Below are 17,652 nucleotides of genomic sequence, written 5' to 3' on the forward strand. Positions count from 1 at the left end.
CGATCACCGGAATGGCCAATGAGCTGGCTCGATCTTATCCACAAAGGAGATTCCGGGGGTGGTCGCGCGCCCTTAGTGTCGAGCCCGATCGCCGTTCAGGTACCGGCGCGTAGGTACGAGGAGGACCGTCCCATGGCAACGACCGAGATCGCGCAGGAGCGCCGGATCGTCACCGAGATCCCCGGCCCGCGGTCGCGCGCGCTCCAGGAGCGCCGCGGCAGGGCGGTCGCCCAGGGGGTCGGCAGCGTCCTGCCGGTGTACGTGCGCGGCGCCGGGGGCGGCATCGTCGAGGACGTCGACGGCAACGCCCTCATCGACTTCGGCGCGGGCATCGCCGTCACCAACGTGGGCAACGCCGCCCCCGCCGTGGTCGAGCGCGCCGCCGAGCAGCTGTCCCGGTTCACCCACACCTGCTTCATGGTCAACCCCTATGAGGGCTATGTGGAGGTGTGCGAGGCGCTGAACCGGATCACCCCGGGCGACCACGAGAAGCGGTCGATCCTGCTGAACTCCGGGGCCGAGGCGGTGGAGAACGCGGTGAAGGTGGCCCGGAGCGCCACCGGCCGCTCCGCCGTTGTGGTGTTCGACCACGCCTACCACGGGCGGACCAACCTCACGATGGCGCTGACCGCCAAGAACCTGCCCTACAAGCAGGGGTTCGGCCCGTTCGCCGGCGAGGTGTACCGGATGCCGATGGCCTACCCCTACCGCTGGCCGACCGGGCCGGAGAACTGCGGCCCCGAGGCGGCACGCCAGGCGATCGACCAGATCGGCAAGCAGATCGGCGCCGCCAACGTCGCCGCGGTGCTGGTCGAGCCGATCCAGGGCGAGGGCGGGTTCATCGAACCGGGCGCCGGCTTCCTGCCCGCGATCGCGGAGTTCTGCCGCGCCAACGGGATCGTGTTCATCGCCGACGAGGTGCAGACGGGCTTCGCCCGGACCGGCGACATGTTCGCGTGCGAGCACGAAGGCGTCGTGCCCGACCTGATCGCGACCGCCAAGGGGATCGCGGGCGGGCTGCCGCTGGCGGCGGTGACCGGCCGCGCCGAGCTGATGGACGCGGTCCACGCGGGCGGGCTGGGCGGCACCTACGGCGGCAACCCGGTGGCGTGCGCCGCCGCGCTCGCCGCTCTGGAGACCATCGAGTCCGGCGGGCTGGTGGAGCGCGCCCGCGAGATCGGCGCGACGCTGCTGAACCGGCTGCACGCGCTCGCGGAGAAGCACGACGTCATCGGCGACGTGCGCGGGCGCGGCGCGATGGTGGCGGTCGAACTGGTGGCGGGGGCCGGCGACACGGCGCCCAACACCGAGGCGCTGGCGGAGGTCGTGCGCCACTGCCACTCCCAGGGGCTGATCCTGCTGACGGCCGGAACCTACGGCAACGTCATCCGGCTGCTGCCTCCGCTGGTGATCGGCGACGCCCTGCTGGACGAGGGCCTGTCCATTCTGGAGGACGCGTTCGCGCGACTGTAGGCCGCGCACGCACCCCATCCCGAATCGCCCACGGTTTCGCTTAATGACGCTTTTGTCCTTTTTGTGACCAAATGACCCTTATCCCGGTGAACCGCCCGCGGCCGCCGCCACCCCCGCCCGCCCCCGCCCACCCCACCGGAGCTCCCCGTTCCGCCGTCGCCCAGGCGGAGCGGGGAGCTCCGGCGTTCAAACCTCCGGGGCGCGATCGGCGCGCGAAAGGACCCGCCCAAGGGTCGCCCGCACGCTCCCTGACAGTGCGACAAATCCGACATGTCACCCGTCTCACAACACAATCGGGCGGCATATTCCCTTCTGAACTACAGAGAGTTATTCTGACTAAGCTCACAGTCACAAAAATCGGCCTGACCTATTCCCGAGACAGACTCGCTCTGGTTCAATAAGAGTCGATAACTATAGGTCCGCCAGACTGTCCTAAACCACGGGGGGAGCAGGGACGTTGAGCGGTCTGAGCATTATGTGCGCGTCAAGCACACCGAATGCGGACACAAGCGACAGCTGTATCTACGATCCAGGGGCACTCAGCTCCGCACAGGCGTTGGGGGACGCCTGCGTGGTCTGCCACGCGAGGTGGCCGCGACCCCGCAATCCGCTGGGCGCGCTGCCCGGCGGCGCGGAGGTCTACGGATGCGATGAGTGCGCGGAACTCGCCGCCTCACACGCGGCCCGCGAGTTAGAGCACGCGCTCGTCGCCCACTGACAGCGATATGCGGGGAGGCGCTCCGGGACCAGGGGGGAGTTAGGTCCCGGAGCGCCTCTGTGACGCGCCCGCTTCCATGGGGGGAGGAGGGGAATGAGCGCGTCGTCCGGCGAGGTCCGCGGTCGGCCGCGGCACCCGTGCGCCCGGCACCGCGGTTGACCGGACACCACGATACTCCTCGTAGCGCCCGAGCGACCGAGAGTAGGCCAATCCGCTGCCGCGCGGCCACCGGAACCCGCCGGGATCACCCGTTGGTCGGGAAACCCAGGTCCACCCCGCCCGGGGACCGCGCTGCCCCGGCCGCGCCGGCCCCCGCCCGCCGGTCCACCGCGTCCCCGCCCGTGTCCGGCCACCGCGAGGTCACCGCCTTGGTGCGCGTGTAGAAGTGCACGCCCTCGGTGCCGTGCGCGTGGGAGTCGCCGAACAGCGACTGCTTCCAGCCGCCGAACGAGTAGTAGGCCATGGGAACCGGGATGGGCACGTTGATGCCGACCATGCCCACCTCCACCTCGTTCTGGAATCTGCGCGCGGCCGCGCCGTCGCGCGTGAACAGCGCGGTCCCATTGCCATAGGGGTTGGCGTTGACCAGCTCCAGCGCGGCGTCGTACCCGGGGACCCGCAGCACGCTGAGCACCGGCCCGAAGATCTCGTCGCGGTAGCAGGCCATCTCCGGCGTGACGTGGTCCAGCAGCGACGGCCCCAGCCAGAACCCCTCGGCGGCGTCGCCCAGGACCGGGTGCACGCGGCCGTCGATCGCCAGGGTCGCGCCCTCGCGCACCCCGGACTCCAGGTAGGAGGCGACCTTGTCGCGGTGGGCGCGCGTGACCAGCGGGCCCATGTCGCTCCTGTCGTCGTCGCCGGCGCCCACACGCAGCCCGGCCACCCTATCCTTGATCCGGTCGAGCAGGTCATCGGCGATCGCGTCCGCGGCCACCACCGCCGAGATCGCCATGCACCGCTCGCCGGCCGAGCCGAACCCCGCCGAGACCGCCGCATCGGCGGCGAGGTCGAGGTCGGCGTCGGGCAGGACCAGCATGTGGTTCTTGGCCCCGCCGAGGGCCTGGACCCGCTTCCCGGCGCGAGCGGCGTTCTCGTAGATGTAGCGGGCGATGGGCGTGGAGCCGACGAAGCTGACCGCCTTGACGTCCGGCGCCTCCAGCAGCGCGTCGACCGCCTCCTTGTCGCCGTGCACGACGTTGAACACACCGTCGGGCAGCCCCGCCTCCGACCACAGCTCGGCGATGCGCACCGCCGCCGAGGGGTCCTTCTCGCTCGGCTTCAGCACGAAGGTGTTGCCGCAGGCGATCGCCACGGGGAACATCCACATCGGCACCATCGCCGGGAAGTTGAACGGGGTGATGCCCGCGACGACGCCGAGCGGCTGGAGGATGGAGTAGGCGTCCACACCGGTCGAGACGTTCTCCGAGAACCCGCCCTTGAGCAGGTGCGGGATCCCGCAGGCGAACTCCGCGACCTCCAGGCCGCGTGCGACCTCGCCCGCGGCGTCGGAGACGACCTTGCCGTGCTCGGCGCTGATCAGCCGGGCGAGTTCACCGCTGTGGGCGTGCACCAGCTCGCGGAAGCGGAATAGGATCGACGTCCGCTTGGACAACGAGGTGTCGCGCCAGCCGGGGAACGCCGCGCGGGCGGCCGCCACGGCGGCCGCGGCCTCGTCGGGGCCGGCGAAGTCGACGGTGCCCGAGACCTGGCCGGTCGCCGGGTTGTGGATGTCGCCCCGGCGGGCGGCGGTCCCCGTGAAGGGCTTGCCCGCGATCCAGTGGGTGACGTGCTTGCTCATCATGACCTCATTCGGTGGTGGCGTGGGGCCTGCGGGGCTCCGGGCTCGTCAGGACGCGGCGTCGTGGTCGACCTCGGTGATGGCGTCGACGAGGATGTCGCGGGCCTCGCGCGCGTCGGCCTCGGTGATCGTCAGCGGCGGCGCCATGCGCAGGACGTTGCCGCGCAGCCCGCCCTTGCCGATGAGCAGCCCTCGGCGGCGCGTCGCCTCCAGCACGGCCCCGGCCAGAGCGGGGGACGGCGCCCCCGTGGCGGGGTCGGCCATCTCGACCGCGAACATCAGGCCCTTCCCGCGCACGGCGCCCACACTGGCCAGGGCGGTCAGCGGGAGCAGCCCGTCGAGGACGACCGGGCCCAGGCGCGCGGCGGCGGCCTGGAGGTCGTGGTCGAGCACGTAGTCGAGGGTGGCGTTGGCGGCGGCCATCGACACCGGGTTGCCGCCGAAGGTGGACACGCCGTTGGCGGTCAGCCCGTCCATCAGGTCGCCGCGCGCGACGACGCCGCCCACGGCGAAGCCGTTGCCGAGGCCCTTGGCGAAGGTGATGGCGTCGGGGACCACCCCGTGGTCGCCGATCCCCCAGAACGACGAGCCGGTGCGGCCCCAGCCCGTCTGCACCTCGTCGGAGATGAACAGGATGCCCTGTTCGTCGAGGACCTCCTTGTAGGCGGCGTAGAGGCCGTCAGGGGCCATGGCGAACCCGCCGACGCCCTGCACCGGCTCGGCGATGAGGCAGGCGACATCGGGGGCGGTGGCGGTGGCGAGCACGTCGCGCAGGTCGGCGACGCACGCCTCGATGTACTCCGCGTCGCCCATGCCCCGGAACGCCGGGGTGTCGCGGTCGGTGCCGTGCAGGTAGTGGACGTTGAGCGGCGACAGCGAGGAGTTCTTCCAGCCCCGGTTGCCGGTGACGGCGATCGTGCCGTAGGAGCGCCCGTGGTAGCTGTTGCGCATGGCCAGCACCTGGTCGGTGCCGCGCGCCTGCGTGGCGAGCAGCAGCGCGGTCTCGTTGGCCTCGGTCCCGGAGTTGGTGAAGAAGACCTTCGCGTCGGGGATGCCGGACAGGCGGGCGATCTTCTCGGCCAGCTCCACCTGGCCGCGGAGCAGGTAGAGGGTGGAGGTGTGCGCCACCCCGGTGGCGATCTGGCGCTCGACGGCCTCGCGCACCTCGGCCACGTCGTAGCCGAGCATGTTGGTCACGATCCCGGCGAAGAAGTCGAGGTAGGAGTTGCCGTCGGCGTCGGTGACGCGAACGCCCTTCCCACCGGTGATCTCGATGGGGGCGTCGTAGTAGAGGGAGAGCCACGAGGGCATGACAGCGCGGTGGCGAGCGAGGAGTTCCGACATGCGTTCAGTCTCACAAGCGGATCCCGGCGCCGCCAGGACCAGACTGTTGAGGTCACACCGGCGCTCTTGACAGAGTGTCAAGCAGAAAGCGGGGCATTCCACCTCCGCACGGACGGCCGGAGGTGCCGCCGGCGAACCCTTCCTGGTCGCTCCGCTCGCCCTGCGACCAGGCGACACCGCGCGATCGAGCAGTCTGTAAAGGACCTCGGGCCGCCCGGGGCCGCGCCGCCTAGACTGAGGGGGTGCTGCCCACCCTTGCCGACGTGCTCGGCCTGCCCGCCGTCCAGCGTGCCCGCCCGCGCGTTGTCGTCGGTTCGGAGCACCTGGGGGTGACCGTCAGGTGGGTGCACATCGCCGAGGTCACCGATCTCGCGCACCTGTTGCGCGGCGGCGAACTGGTGCTGACCACCGGAATCGCCATGCCCGACGACCCCGCTGCGCTGCGCCGCTACGTCGACGACCTCGCGTCGGCAGGTGTGAGCGGCATCGCGGTGGAGCTCGGCCGCAAGTACCACTCCGAACTCCCGGGGGCGCTGCTCGACGCGGCGCAGGAGGCCGGGGTCCCCGTGATCTCCCTGGAGCGCGAGACCAGGTTCGTGGAGATCACCGAGGCCGTCCACGTCCGGGTGGTCAACCGGCAGCTGGAGGAGCTGCGGGAGTCCGAGCGGCTGCACGAGGTGTTCACCCAGCTCTCGGTCGAGGGCGCGCGCCCCGCCCAGGTCCTGGAGGAGGTCGCCCACCTGTCGGGGTGCCCCGTGGTCTTGGAGAACCTCGCCCACCAGGTGCTGGTGTGCGATCTCAACGGCGAGGAGCCGGGGGCGCTGCTGACGTCGTGGGAGAGCAGGTCGCGCGCGATCCGCAACGGCCCGCGCACCGTCCACGACCCCGCCACCGGGTGGCTGGTGACCATGGTCGGGGCGCGCGGCCAGGACTGGGGACGGCTCATCCTCATCTGCGGCGCCTCCCCGGCTCCGCGGCAGACCATGCTGGTCGAGCGGGCCGCCACCACGCTCGCGCTGGGCCGGCTGCTCGAACGCCACCAGGAGAGCCTGGAGCGCCAGACCCACCGCACGATCATCGCCGGGATCATCGACCGCGCCTACTCCGACCCCGAGGAGGCGCTGGTCCGCGCCCGCGCGGTGGGGGTGCCCCTGACCGGGCGCAACCTGGTGGGGATGGTGCTGCGGCTGCGCGAGGGCGGCACCGGCCTGGCCGCCCAGGCCCGGCTGGCCGACAGCGCCGAGGGTGTCGCCCGGGCCTGCCGGGAGCTGCGGCTGGCGGCGCTGGTCGGGTCGGTCGACGACCTCCGGGTGGGCATCCTGCTCGCGCTGCCCCCGCGCGAGGGCCTGGACGACTGCGTGCACCGGATGGCCGACCGCGTCCGCGAACGGGTCGGCCTGGGGCCGGTGCTGGCCGTCGGATCGCAGACCGACGACATCCGGCAGGTGCGCCGCTCCTTCCTGGAGGCGCGCCAGGTGGCCGACGTCGCCGTGCACCAGTCCGACGACCGCCCGTTCTACCGGCTGCCCGACCTGCACCTGCGGGGGCTGCTGCACCTGTTCCGCGACGACGAGCGGCTGCAGACCTACGTGGAGCGCGAGGTCGGCCCGCTGCTCGCCTATGACGCCCGCCACGGCACCGACCTCACCGCGATGCTGCGGTGCTACCTGACCTCGGGGCGCAACAAGGCGCTCGCGGCCTCCACCGCCCACCTGTCGCGGCCGGCGTTCTACGAGCGCCTGCGCCGGATCTCGCACGTGCTCCAGGCCGACCTCGACTCCGTCGAGACCTGCCTGTCGCTGCACGTGGCCCTGCTGTCGCTCGATTCGGTGCGCGACCGGCTCACGGGCTGAACCCGAACGGCGAGCCGCCGAGCGAGCGCAGCCGGCGCCGCCCCCGGCCGAAGGCCCCCACGCCGGGCCGGCGGAGCCGAGCGAGAAGGCGAGCGTGACCAGAGGACCCGAACGGCGAGCCGCCGAGCGAGCGCAGCCGGCCCTGCCCCCGGCCGAAGGCCCCCCACGCGGGGCCGGCGGAGCCGAGGGAGAAGGCGAGCGTGACCAGAGGAACCGTGGGATAATCGGATTCCGTCGCCCATGCGTCCCGCGACCACCGATTCAGGGTTTCGGGGCGTCGATCGACCGGCCTTCCGTGACCGGTCGGGGCGTGCCCGAGAAACCGGAGGACCGTGTGACCGACCAGGACGTCCCGGAGACCACGGTGCACAGGACACCGTCGGGCGTCGTGCTCGACGCGACCGCCAAGCGCATCATCGAGCAGTTGCAGCAGGACGGGCGGCGGTCCTACGCGGCGATCGGCAAGGCCGTGGGCCTGTCCGAGGCCGCGGTTCGCCAGCGCGTGCAGCGGCTGCTGGAGTCCGGAGTGGTCCAGGTCGTCGGCGTGACCGACCCGATGATGCTCGGGTTCAACCGCCAGGCCATGATCGGGGTGCGGTGCGGCGGCGACCCCACCGCCGCGGCCGACGCGATCGCGGCGCTGGCGGGCGTGGAGTACGTGGTGGTGACCGCGGGGTCGTTCGACGTCCTGGCCGAGGTGGTGACCGCCGACGACGACCAGCTCCTGGAGGTCCTGACCCTCATCCGCGCGGTCCCGACCGTCACCGCCACCGAGAGCTTCGTCTACCTCAAGCTGCGCAAGCAGTCCTACGCGTGGGGCACCCGCTGACGACCCGGAGCGGCCGCCGCCGCTCCACGCGCCGAGTCAGCCGGGCAGCAGGGCCATGGCGGTCCCCGGCGCGAGCACCAGCAGCAGGAAGCGCGCCGAGCGGGTGGCCATGGTGACCGCCGCGAACGCCCATAGCGGCATGCGGACCGTTCCGGCGAGGACGCAGACGACCATGAACGGCGGGATGCTGGCGAACGAGCTCACCGCCACCAGGCCCGCTGTCCACCACGGGCGGCCCTCGGCCTTGGCGCGCAGGTCCGCGACCCGGTCGCCCCATTTGCCGGTCTTGTCGGCCCGGCGGCGCAGCCACGGCAGATCGAGCACGCCGCGGCCCAGGTAGTAGTAGGCGACCTTGCCCAGGGTCTGCCCGGCCCCCGCCGCCAGGGCCATGGCGGTCAGCACCGGCCCGCTGGAGATCGACGCGGCCCCCAGCAGGTACAGCTCGATGTTGAGGAACGGCAGCAGCGCCGACACCAGCGCGACCGCGAACGCCAGTGCCGTCGCCGCCACCCGTCAGCCTTCGGCGGCGGCGAGCTGGCCGCAGGCGCCGTCGATCTCCTGGCCGCGGGTATCGCGGATGGTGGTCGACACCCCGTGCGCCTCCAGCCGGCGGACGAACTCGCGCTCGTCCTCGGGCCGCGACGCGGTCCACTTGGACCCCGGCGTGGGGTTCAGCGGAATGAGGTTGACGTGCACCAGGTGGCCTTTCAGCAGCCGTCCCAGCAGGTCGGCCCGCCACGCCTGGTCGTTGATGTCGCGGATGAGCGCGTACTCGATGGAGACCCGGCGGCCCGTGGTCCCGGCGTAGCGCCACGCGGCGTCGAGGACCTCGGCGACCTTCCAGCGGGTGTTGACCGGCACGAGTTCGTCGCGCAGCTCGTCGTCGGGGGCGTGCAGCGAGATGGCCAGCCGCACCTGCATCCGCTCGGCGATGAGCTTGTCGATGGCGGGGACCAGCCCGACCGTGGAGACCGTGACCCCGCGCTGGGAGATGCCCAGCCCTCCGGGGACGGGGTCGGTCATGCGCCGCACGGAGTCGAGGACCCGCCGGTAGTTGGCCATGGGCTCGCCCATGCCCATGAAGACGATGTTGCTGATGCGCCCGGGCCCGCCGGCGACCTCGCCGCGGGCGAGATCGCGCGCGATGGAGACCACTTGGTCGACGATCTCACCGGTCGAGAGGTTGCGCGTGAGGCCGTTCTGCCCCGTGGCGCAGAACGGGCAGTTCATCCCGCACCCGGCCTGCGAGGACACGCACAGCGTGGCGCGGTCGGGGTAGCGCATGAGCACGGACTCGAACAGCACGCCGTCGAAGGCCCGCCACAGGGTCTTCCGGGTCATGCCGTTGTCGCAGGTGATGTGCTTGACCGGGGTCAGCAGCGTGGGCAGCAGCGCCTCGCCGAGCCGTTCCCGCGACGCTTCGGGGAGGTCGGTCATCGCCGCGGTGTCGGATTCGAGGTGGCCGAAGTAGTGCTGGGCGAGCTGCTTGGCGCGGAACGGCTTCTCACCGAGCTCGGCGACGACGTCGCGGCGCTCCTCGGGGGTGAGGTCGGCGAGGTGGCGGGGCGGCTTGGCCCGGCGCGGTGCGGCGAAGGTGAGCTCGGCAGGCATGGGATTCCAACGTGGACGGGGAAGGGGAGGGGCGGACGTGAACGGCGATGCGCGGTACTTTAGGGGCCTGTACGACCTTTCGCGTTCACCACCGCAGTGCCACCCTTAGGGCACTACGGTTCATACTATGCGGCGCCCGGACACCGCCGTGCGACGAGCCGACAAGGAGGGCAGGTGGCAGGAGCGCAGGTCCTCCTCGACCAGTTCAGCCCGTATCGCAGCCGCCGCGTGATCGTCGAATACGACTCCCGGACCACGGCCGCCTACCTGCTCGACGCCCGCGGGACCATCCGGGTCCCGGTATGGCTGGCCAACCACGGCATGGCACCCGACACCGGCGACCCCTCGGGCCTCTACGAGGGGCAGGCGCCCCTCATGCCCGCCGCCCACACCAAGCACCCGCAGGGGCGCTCCCCGTTCGATCCGGACCGGCTGCGCGCGGTCTGGTTCGAGGAGGGCGACGGCGTCGCGCTGATCGACGACGACGGGCTGCTGGCGATCATCCCGGGCTGGGCCGAGGCCGACAGCGGGCTGCCCGGCTACGCGCGCGAGGCGATCGGCCGCAGCCCCTACGCCTGGGCCCTCGACCCCGTGGCCGCACAGCTGTGGCCCCGCGTGGTGCACGCCGAGGCGTACTGGGACTGGCGCTCCTCCCCCAGCGCCTGGCGCAGCGTACAGCGGACGGTGTTCAACCACCTCACCCGCACGGTCGGCCCGGCCGGGCACTACTGGGACGTGTCCGACGGCCACGCCCCGCTGATCCGGGTCTCGGAGCGCCCGCCCACCGCCACCCGGCCCTACACCATCCTGAGCACGGTGGGCATGTGCGGGCAGCGCATGCCCACGCTCGATCGGTACATGGCCGACACCTCCTCCTACGCCCGCATCGAGCTCGCGCTCGCCACCACCGCGCCCGCCCACGTCTCGGCCCGGATCTTCCGCTGGATCGGCGCCTTCCCGTGGCGGGCGGTCACCTGGTTCGGCTCGGGCCACAGCGTGAAGTGGCTCGACAACCCCGAGGACTCCGCCATGCGCGGCGGCAGCACGGCGGTCCTGCTGATCGCCGACCCCGCCCCGCTCGCCGGGCCCGACGGCCACGTTCCCCCCGCCACGACCGGGCTGACCTTCCACGGCGACCCCGTGACGTGGCTGTGGGTCGTGCCCATCACCCGGCCCGAGCACCTGTTCGCCAAGGAGCACGACTCCGCCACCCTCATCGACAAACTCGCCGCCGAAGGCCGCAGCTGGATCCTGGGCCCCTGACCCGGGCCGCGCACGCCCCAGGGCCGCGGTGCGACGCCTTCGTGGCGGCGCTGGACGCCCTCAGCGGCCTCTGACCGCCGCCTCCGCCCCGCCCGCACCAGCCCTTCGCCGGTGTCCGGATCCGGCCGCGTCCGCTCGTCCGCCCCGCTCCGGGAGGCCGACGTGCCCGGACGCGCGACCGACCGCCAAATAACTGTTTGACGGTGGCCGCCGCACGCCCGATCCTGAACCGCGTGCCCGATGACGAGACCGCCCCGCCCTCCCCCGGCCTGCCCGCGCTGCGGGTACTCGCGCACCCGCTGCGGTTGCGCCTCCTCTCCCTCCTCACCGGCGCCGCCATGAGCGCCGCCGAAGCCGCTCGCGAACTCGGCGAGACCCAGGCCAACGTCAGCTACCACCTGCGCCGGCTGCACGACGCGGGCCTGCTGGAGGCCGCCGGGCAGACCGAGATCCGCGGTGGGCTCGCCAAGCGCTACCGGCACGCCACGACAGTGGAAAGCGGGCCGCCACCACCTCGGCCGCGGAGCACCGCCGCGTCATCGCCGCGGTGACCGCCGTCCTGGCCACGCGCGCCGAACGCCGGCGCGACGGCGCGTCCGGACACCTCACCGACGCCGAGCTGTGGATCGACCCGGAGGTGTGGCGCGACCTCCTGGCCCGAGCGGACGCGCTGGGTGCCGACCTCCACGACGCCGCCCGCCCGCCGCGCACGCCCGGCACGATCACCGTCACCGCTTCGCTGCTGCTCTTCGAACTCGACGGCGGGGCCGGCCCCGATCCCGGGGAGCACGGATGACCGCCCCCACCGGGCAGCGGCCCGGGGTCCTGGCCCCACTGCGACACGGCCCGTTCCGCGCGCTGGCGGCCGGCCGGGCCCTCATGTACTTCGGGAACGGCCTGGCGACGGTGGCGCTGGGCTTCGCCGTGCTCGACGTCACCGGCTCCCTGGTGGACCTCGGCCTGGTCGTCGGCGCGCGCTCCCTGGCCAACGTCATCCTCCTGCTGTTCGGCGGGGTACTCGCCGACCGGCTCCCCCGCGCGCTGGTGCTCCAGGGCGGCTGCGTCCTCGCGGCGCTCTCCCAGGGCCTGGTCGCCGCGACCGTCCTCCTGGGGGCGGCGAACCTGCCCATCCTGATCGTGCTGAGCCTGCTCAACGGCGCGGCGGCGGCGGCCAACCTGCCGGCGGCGGCCGCGCTCACCCCACAGACCGTCCCGCGCGCGCTGCTCCAGCAGGCCAACGCCCTCGTACGCGTGGGCGTCAACATCGGGCTGCTCACGGGCATGTCGATCGGCACCGTCATCGTCGGGGGGATCGGCCCCGGGTGGGCCATCGCGGTCGACGCCGCCCTGTTCGCGCTCGCGGGTGCCTGCTTCGCACTGCTCCGGCTGCCCGCCGCCGCTCCGGCCCCCGATGGGCCCGCCCATCCGCTGCGCGAGCTGGCCGAGGGCTGGACCGAGTTCGCGTCGCGGCCGTGGGTCTGGATCGTCGTGCTGCAGTTCATGGTGGTCAACGCCACTTGGTCGGGCACCACCGCCGTGCTGGGGCCCGCCATCGCCGACGACACCTTCGGCCGGGTGGCGTGGGGCGTGGTCCTCATGTCCTACAGCGCCGGCCTCATCCTCGGCGGGCTACTCGCGGCGCGCTGGCAGCCGCGCCGCGCGCTGCTGGTGGGGGTGGTACTCGTCGTGGTCGACGCCGTGCCGATGCTGGGGCTGACCGGGACCCCCTCGCCGGCGTTCCTGTTCGGCGCGATGTTCCTCACCGGGGTCGCCCTGGAACAATTCACCGTGGCCTGGGAGGTGTCGCTCCAGGAGAACATCCCGCCGGCCAAGCTGGCCCGGGTGTACTCCTACGACGCGCTGGGGTCCTTCATCGCCCTGCCCGTCGGGGAGATCGCCGTGGGCCCGCTCGCCGAGGCGGTCGGCACCGACACGACGCTGAAGGGGATGGCCGCGCTGCTCCTGGTGTCGACGGCGCTCGCAGCGGCCGGCAGGAGCGTCCGCGGCCTCACCCGCGCCCCTTCCGGCTGAGCGGGGAAGACTTCACTACCCCGCGGGGATCAGAAGGGTCAGTACCACCCAGGCCACGGGGCCGGCGATGAGGAGGGAGTCGACGCGGTCGAGCAGGCCGCCGTGGCCCGGCATGAACCGCCCCATGTCCTTCAGTCCGAGGTCGCGCTTGACCAGCGACTCGATGAGGTCGCCGACCGTCGCGGCCAGGACGATCGCCACGCCCAGCACCAGGCCGACCCAGATCGGGCCGTCGAGCATCAGGGCCACGGTGAGCCCCCCGGCGATCATGCAGCCGAGCACCGAGCCGGCGAAGCCCTCCCAGGTCTTGTTCGGGCTGATCACCGGGGCCATGCGGTGCCTGCCCATGAGGATCCCGGCGAAGTACCCGCCGATGTCGCTGCTGATGGTCACCAGGATGAAGGCGACGATGCGCTCCTGGCCGTCGCCGGGGGTGGCGATCAGCAGCTGCCAGGTACCCAGCAGGAACGGCAGGTAGATCAGCGAGAACAGGCTCGCGCCCGCGTCGCGCACGTAGCCTTCGGCTCCGTCGCGCAGCCGCCAGGACAGCGTGATGATGGCGGTGAGGGCGGTGACGCCCACCAGCCACTCCGCCCCGCCGAAGTGGGCGGCCGCCTGCATCGCGACCCCGCCCACAGCGAGGGGGAGCAGCGCGATGCGGGTGCCGCGGGCGGCGACGGCGCGGTGGAGTTCCCGCATCCCCAGCAGCACGGCGAGCGACGTGATGGCCACGAACGCCGCCGGGAAGGGGTAGATCGAGATGAACACGAGCGCGCCGAGTGCGCACCCGCTGATGATCGCCAACGGCAGGTTGCGCCCGGCGCGCACGGGCTCGCCGCTGGGCTTGTGCAGGACGAACCGCTGCTTCTCACCGTCGGCGGCGTCCTCGGGGGCGTCCGCGGCGGACGCACCGCCGGTGCCCTCGGGGCCGGTCGCGGCGGCGCCGTTCGCACCGTGATGCGGGTCGGACGCGCCGTCCGCGGCGTCGCCGTCGCCCGGGTGGGCAGGGGTTGGGGCGGTTCCGCTCACGCGTGCGGAACCGTTGGATGACGACACCACCGGCACCTCTCCGGAGTCGGCAGCGGACGGGCCGGAAGCTGCGGCCTGCCCGCGATCGTCTCCCTGCTCGGATCCGGGCTCGGACAACGACACAGAACCTAGACCTCTAGCAGTTCGGATTCCTTGTGCTTCAGCAGTTCGTCGATCTCGCCGACGTACTTGTGGGTGAGCTGTTCCAGCTCCTCCTGGGCGCGGTGGCCTTCGTCCTCGCCGATCTCGCCGGCCTTGACGGCCTTGTCGAAGCTGTCCTTGGCCTGCCGGCGGATGTTGCGGATGGAGATCCGGCCGTCCTCGGCCTTGGTCCGCACCACCTTCACGTACTCCTTGCGGCGCTCCTCGGACAGGTCGGGGAAGACCACGCGGATGACGGCGCCGTCGTTCGCGGGGTTGACGCCGAGGTCGCTGTCGCGGATCGCCTTCTCGATGGCCTGCATCGATGACCGGTCGAACGGGGACACGACCACCATGCGGGGCTCGGGGACCGAGAAGGAGGCGAGCTGGTTGATCGGGGTCGGGGTGCCGTAGTACTCCGCGGTGATCTTGTTGAAGGTGGCGGGGCTCGGGCGGCCGGTGCGGATCCCCGCGAAGGTCTCCTTGGCGACCACGACGGCCTTCTCCATCTTCTCCTCGGCTTCGAGGAGGGTCTCTTCGGTCATTGCGGCTCCCGTATGTCGCTGTGGTCCGTCGGTTCGAGGTGTGCGCGGATCAGCTATCGGCCGGACAGACGATGGTGCCGATCTTCTCGCCCCGCACGGCGCGGAGGATGTGGCCCTCGCCCATGAGGTCGAAGACCACGATCGGCAGGCCGTTGTCCATGCACAGGCTCACCGCGGTGGCGTCCATGACCTTCAGGCCGCGGGTGAGCACTTCGTTGTATTCGAGCCGGTCGAAGCGCACCGCGTTGGGGTTGCGGTGCGGGTCGGAGTCGTACACGCCGTCGACCTGCGTGCCCTTCAGCACCGCCTGCGCACCGATCTCCAGCGCGCGCTGGGCGGCGGTGGTGTCGGTGGAGAAGAACGGCGCGCCCAGACCGGCGCCGAAGATGACGACCCGGCCCTTCTCCAGGTGGCGGACCGCGCGACGCGGAATGTAGGCCTCGGCGACCTGGCTCATGTGGATGGCGGTCTGCACACGGGTCTCGACCCCGAGCCGCTCCAGGAAGTCCTGGAGCGCCAGGCAGTTGATGACCGTGCCCAGCATGCCCATGTAGTCGGCGCGGCCGCGCTCCATTCCGTGCTCGGCCATGGCGGCGCCGCGGAACATGTTCCCGCCGCCCACGACGACGGCGACCTCGATGCCCTCCGATACGGCCGCGGCGACCGCCTCGGCCACGTACTGGACGACTCCGGGATCGATGCCCTGCTGCTCACCGCCGGCGAACGCTTCGCCGGACAGTTTGAGTACGACGCGGCTCCAGCTCGAATCGTGCATGGCTGGGCCATCGGCGATGGTGCGGTCTTCGGTCTCCGGCACGGCGTTCGGCCTCCTTCTGATTCCCCCGAGTGGTATTGCGGCACGCGGCCCCACCCGTGCCGGGACGGAACCGCGCCTTATCCACCGAAGGTGCCGGGGACGACGCTTCCTCCCCGGCACCTCCATCATGTCAAAGGTCTACGCCTGCCCGACCTTGAAGCGCACGAACCGACGCACGGTGACACCGGCCTCGTCGACGATCTTCTGGACGGTCTTCTTGTTCTCCTTCACGAACGGCTGCCCCAGCAGGGTGGCGTCCTTGAAGAAGCCGTTCACGCGGCCGTCGACGATCTTGGGCAGCGCCTGCTCGGGCTTGCCCTCCTCGCGGGCGGTGGCCTCGGCGATGCGGCGCTCGTTCTCGATGATCTCCGCGGGGACGTCGTCCTTGCTCACGTACTTCGGAGCGAGGGCGGCGATCTGCTGCGCGAGGTCCTTGCCGACCTCGGGGGCGGCCTTGTCCAGCTCGACCAGGACGCCCATGGTCGGCGGCAGGTCCGGGTCGGACTTGTGCATGTAGCTGGCGACGTAGGCGCCCTCGAACTTCGCGAAGCGGCGGAGTTCGAGCTTCTCGCCGATGACGGCGCTGTTCTCCTCGATGACCTGCTGCACGGACTTGCCGTCGGCGTACTCGGTGGCGAGCAGGGCCTCGACATCGGCGGCGTCGGCGCGGGCGACGAAGTCGGCGATCTCGCCGGCGAGCTGCTGGAACTTGTCGTTCTTGGCGACGAAGTCGGTCTCGCAGTTGATCTCCACGAGGACGGCCGCGGCGTCGGAGTCCTGCTTCAGCACGACCAGGCCGTTGGCGGTGGTGCGCTCGGCGCGCTTGCCGACGTCCTTGGCTCCCTTGACGCGCAGGAACTCGACGGCCTTGTCGAAGTCGCCGTCGTTCTCCTCCAGCGCCTTCTTGCACGCCATCATGCCCGCGCCGGTCAGGTCGCGCAGCTTCTTGACGTCAGCGGCGGTGTAGTTCGCCATAGCTGTTCTCTAATTCCCTTGGTGTGGGTCGACGGGGTCTCTAAGCGCCCCTCCGCGCCCGCGGGACGGATCCCGCGGGCGCGGGGAGGGACGACACACGGCCTCGGCGGCTCAGGCTTCCTTCGGGGCCTCGGCGGGCGCCTCTTCGGCAGGCGCCTCTTCGGCGACCGGAGTCTCGGCGGGGGCCTCTTCGGCGACCGGAGCCTCGGCCGGGGCCTCGGCGGCGGGGGCCTCAGCCGGGGCGGCCTCGGCCGGAGCGGCGGCTTCCGCGGCGGGGGCCTCGCTCTTGGCCTCAAGGAGCTCCCGCTCCCACTCGGGCAGCGGCTCGTCGGCGGCCTTCTCCTCACCGGCGGTGGAGGCACCGGAGCGGGCGAGCAGGCCGTCGGCGACGGCGTCGGCCACGACGCGGGTCAGCAGGCTGACACTGCGGATGGCGTCGTCGTTGCCCGGGATCGGGTAGTCGACCTCGTCGGGGTCGCAGTTGGTGTCGAGGATCGCCACCACGGGGATGTTCAGCTTGCGAGCCTCGCTGATCGCGATGTGCTCCTTCTTGGTGTCCACGATCCACACGGCGCTGGGCACGCGGGACATGTCGCGGATACCGCCGAGCGTACGCTCCAGCTTCTCCTTCTCGCGGCGCAGGCCCAAGAGCTCCTTCTTGGTCAGGCCGGAGGCGGCGACGTCGTCGAAGTCGATCTCCTCCAGCTCCTTGAGCCGCTGGAGCCGCTTGTGGACGGTGGAGAAGTTGGTGAGCATGCCGCCCAGCCAGCGCTGGTTGACGAAGGGCATGCCGACGCGCCGGGCCTGCTCGTCGATGGCCTCCTGCGCCTGCTTCTTCGTGCCGACGAAGAGGATGGTGCCGCCGTGGGCCACCGTCTCCTTGACGAACTCGTAGGCGCGGTCGATGTAGGCCAGCGACTTCTGCAGGTCGATGATGTAGATGCCGTTGCGCTCGGTGAAGATGAAGCGCTTCATCTTCGGGTTCCAGCGACGGGTCTGGTGCCCGAAGTGGACGCCGCTCTCGAGCAGCTGACGGATCGTCACGACTGTGGCCATGACCGGGTCCTCCTTGGTGCGGCGGGGCGGGCCCGCCTTCGGTTGTTCCTGACGCCCCGGCCGCTCCGCCGCGCCGTTCTTCGACGACGCGGACCGTGAGAGCGGCCCCTCCCTGGGGAAGCACGAGGACGTGCGTAGTTGTCGGCTCATGACGAGCCATACAAGATTC

16 protein-coding genes are annotated in these 17,652 nt (G+C 71.7%); 7 read left to right on the top strand and 9 right to left on the bottom strand.

Annotated elements, in window-relative coordinates; all coding sequences use genetic code 11:
• The first annotated feature begins 132 nt into the window (after positions 1 to 132).
• Positions 133 to 1,473, top strand: a complete 1,341-nt coding sequence (gene gabT / locus ACFO4E_RS00095; protein WP_378570250.1) for a 4-aminobutyrate--2-oxoglutarate transaminase — start codon at positions 133 to 135, stop codon at positions 1,471 to 1,473.
• Between the two features lie 962 nt (positions 1,474 to 2,435).
• On the opposite strand, the gene ACFO4E_RS00100 is transcribed toward gabT, so the two are convergent.
• Both ACFO4E_RS00100 and ACFO4E_RS00105 read right to left on the bottom strand, forming a co-directional pair.
• The gene (locus tag ACFO4E_RS00100; RefSeq protein WP_378570897.1) at positions 2,436 to 3,989 is read right to left on the bottom strand and encodes a CoA-acylating methylmalonate-semialdehyde dehydrogenase; all 1,554 of its coding nucleotides are present in this window, start codon (positions 3,987 to 3,989) and stop codon (positions 2,436 to 2,438) included.
• Positions 3,990 to 4,037: 48 nt separating this feature from the next.
• Positions 4,038 to 5,333 (bottom strand): aspartate aminotransferase family protein, encoded by a 1,296-nt coding sequence (locus tag ACFO4E_RS00105; protein ID WP_378570252.1) that lies wholly within the window; start codon positions 5,331 to 5,333, stop codon positions 4,038 to 4,040.
• Positions 5,334 to 5,575: 242 nt separating this feature from the next.
• Here ACFO4E_RS00105 and ACFO4E_RS00110 point away from each other — a divergent pair, with 242 nt between their 5' ends.
• Positions 5,576 to 7,186, top strand: a complete 1,611-nt coding sequence (locus ACFO4E_RS00110) for a PucR family transcriptional regulator (RefSeq protein ID WP_378570254.1) — start codon at positions 5,576 to 5,578, stop codon at positions 7,184 to 7,186.
• A gap of 334 nt (positions 7,187 to 7,520) precedes the next feature.
• The gene (locus ACFO4E_RS00115; protein ID WP_378570898.1) at positions 7,521 to 8,015 is read left to right on the top strand and encodes an Lrp/AsnC family transcriptional regulator; all 495 of its coding nucleotides are present in this window, start codon (positions 7,521 to 7,523) and stop codon (positions 8,013 to 8,015) included.
• A gap of 36 nt (positions 8,016 to 8,051) precedes the next feature.
• Here ACFO4E_RS00115 and ACFO4E_RS00120 read toward each other — a convergent pair whose 3' ends face one another.
• Entirely contained in the window at positions 8,052 to 8,525 is a 474-nt protein-coding gene (locus tag ACFO4E_RS00120) for a VTT domain-containing protein (protein ID WP_378570256.1), read from the bottom strand.
• Positions 8,526 to 8,528: 3 nt separating this feature from the next.
• The gene (rlmN, locus tag ACFO4E_RS00125; protein ID WP_378570258.1) at positions 8,529 to 9,626 is read right to left on the bottom strand and encodes a dual-specificity RNA methyltransferase RlmN; all 1,098 of its coding nucleotides are present in this window, start codon (positions 9,624 to 9,626) and stop codon (positions 8,529 to 8,531) included.
• 174 nt (positions 9,627 to 9,800) lie between these two features.
• Between rlmN and ACFO4E_RS00130 the strand changes: the two genes are divergently transcribed.
• The 4 genes from ACFO4E_RS00130 (at position 9,801) to ACFO4E_RS00145 (ending at position 12,920) form a co-directional block, all read left to right on the top strand.
• The gene (locus tag ACFO4E_RS00130) at positions 9,801 to 10,889 is read left to right on the top strand and encodes a suppressor of fused domain protein (protein WP_378570260.1); all 1,089 of its coding nucleotides are present in this window, start codon (positions 9,801 to 9,803) and stop codon (positions 10,887 to 10,889) included.
• Between the two features lie 233 nt (positions 10,890 to 11,122).
• Positions 11,123 to 11,440 (top strand): helix-turn-helix domain-containing protein, encoded by a 318-nt coding sequence (locus tag ACFO4E_RS00135; protein WP_378570261.1) that lies wholly within the window; start codon positions 11,123 to 11,125, stop codon positions 11,438 to 11,440.
• On the top strand, positions 11,437 to 11,685 hold the full coding sequence (locus ACFO4E_RS00140) for a hypothetical protein (protein WP_378570263.1): 249 nt from the start codon (positions 11,437 to 11,439) through the stop codon (positions 11,683 to 11,685). Before ACFO4E_RS00135 ends, ACFO4E_RS00140 begins: the two co-directional genes overlap by 4 nt.
• Positions 11,682 to 12,920, top strand: a complete 1,239-nt coding sequence (locus ACFO4E_RS00145) for an MFS transporter (RefSeq protein ID WP_378570265.1) — start codon at positions 11,682 to 11,684, stop codon at positions 12,918 to 12,920. The genes ACFO4E_RS00140 and ACFO4E_RS00145 overlap by 4 nt, the downstream gene beginning before the upstream one ends.
• 15 nt (positions 12,921 to 12,935) lie before the next feature.
• On the opposite strand, the gene ACFO4E_RS00150 is transcribed toward ACFO4E_RS00145, so the two are convergent.
• From ACFO4E_RS00150 to rpsB, 5 genes are all read right to left on the bottom strand, one after another.
• Positions 12,936 to 13,772, bottom strand: coding sequence for a phosphatidate cytidylyltransferase (locus ACFO4E_RS00150; protein WP_378570900.1), 837 nt, complete (start codon positions 13,770 to 13,772; stop codon positions 12,936 to 12,938).
• Between the two features lie 305 nt (positions 13,773 to 14,077).
• Complete coding sequence (gene frr / locus ACFO4E_RS00155; protein ID WP_378570267.1) at positions 14,078 to 14,635, bottom strand: ribosome recycling factor; 558 nt, start codon at positions 14,633 to 14,635, stop codon at positions 14,078 to 14,080.
• Positions 14,636 to 14,684: 49 nt separating this feature from the next.
• Positions 14,685 to 15,410, bottom strand: coding sequence for a UMP kinase (gene pyrH, locus ACFO4E_RS00160; protein ID WP_378570902.1), 726 nt, complete (start codon positions 15,408 to 15,410; stop codon positions 14,685 to 14,687).
• 180 nt (positions 15,411 to 15,590) lie between these two features.
• Positions 15,591 to 16,427, bottom strand: coding sequence for a translation elongation factor Ts (tsf, locus tag ACFO4E_RS00165; RefSeq protein ID WP_378570269.1), 837 nt, complete (start codon positions 16,425 to 16,427; stop codon positions 15,591 to 15,593).
• A gap of 111 nt (positions 16,428 to 16,538) precedes the next feature.
• Entirely contained in the window at positions 16,539 to 17,483 is a 945-nt protein-coding gene (rpsB, locus tag ACFO4E_RS00170) for a 30S ribosomal protein S2 (RefSeq protein ID WP_378570270.1), read from the bottom strand.
• Between the last annotated feature and the right edge of the window lie 169 nt (positions 17,484 to 17,652).

Source organism: Nocardiopsis mangrovi, from assembly GCF_042653925.1.
Classification (GTDB): domain Bacteria; phylum Actinomycetota; class Actinomycetes; order Streptosporangiales; family Streptosporangiaceae; genus Nocardiopsis_B; species Nocardiopsis_B mangrovi.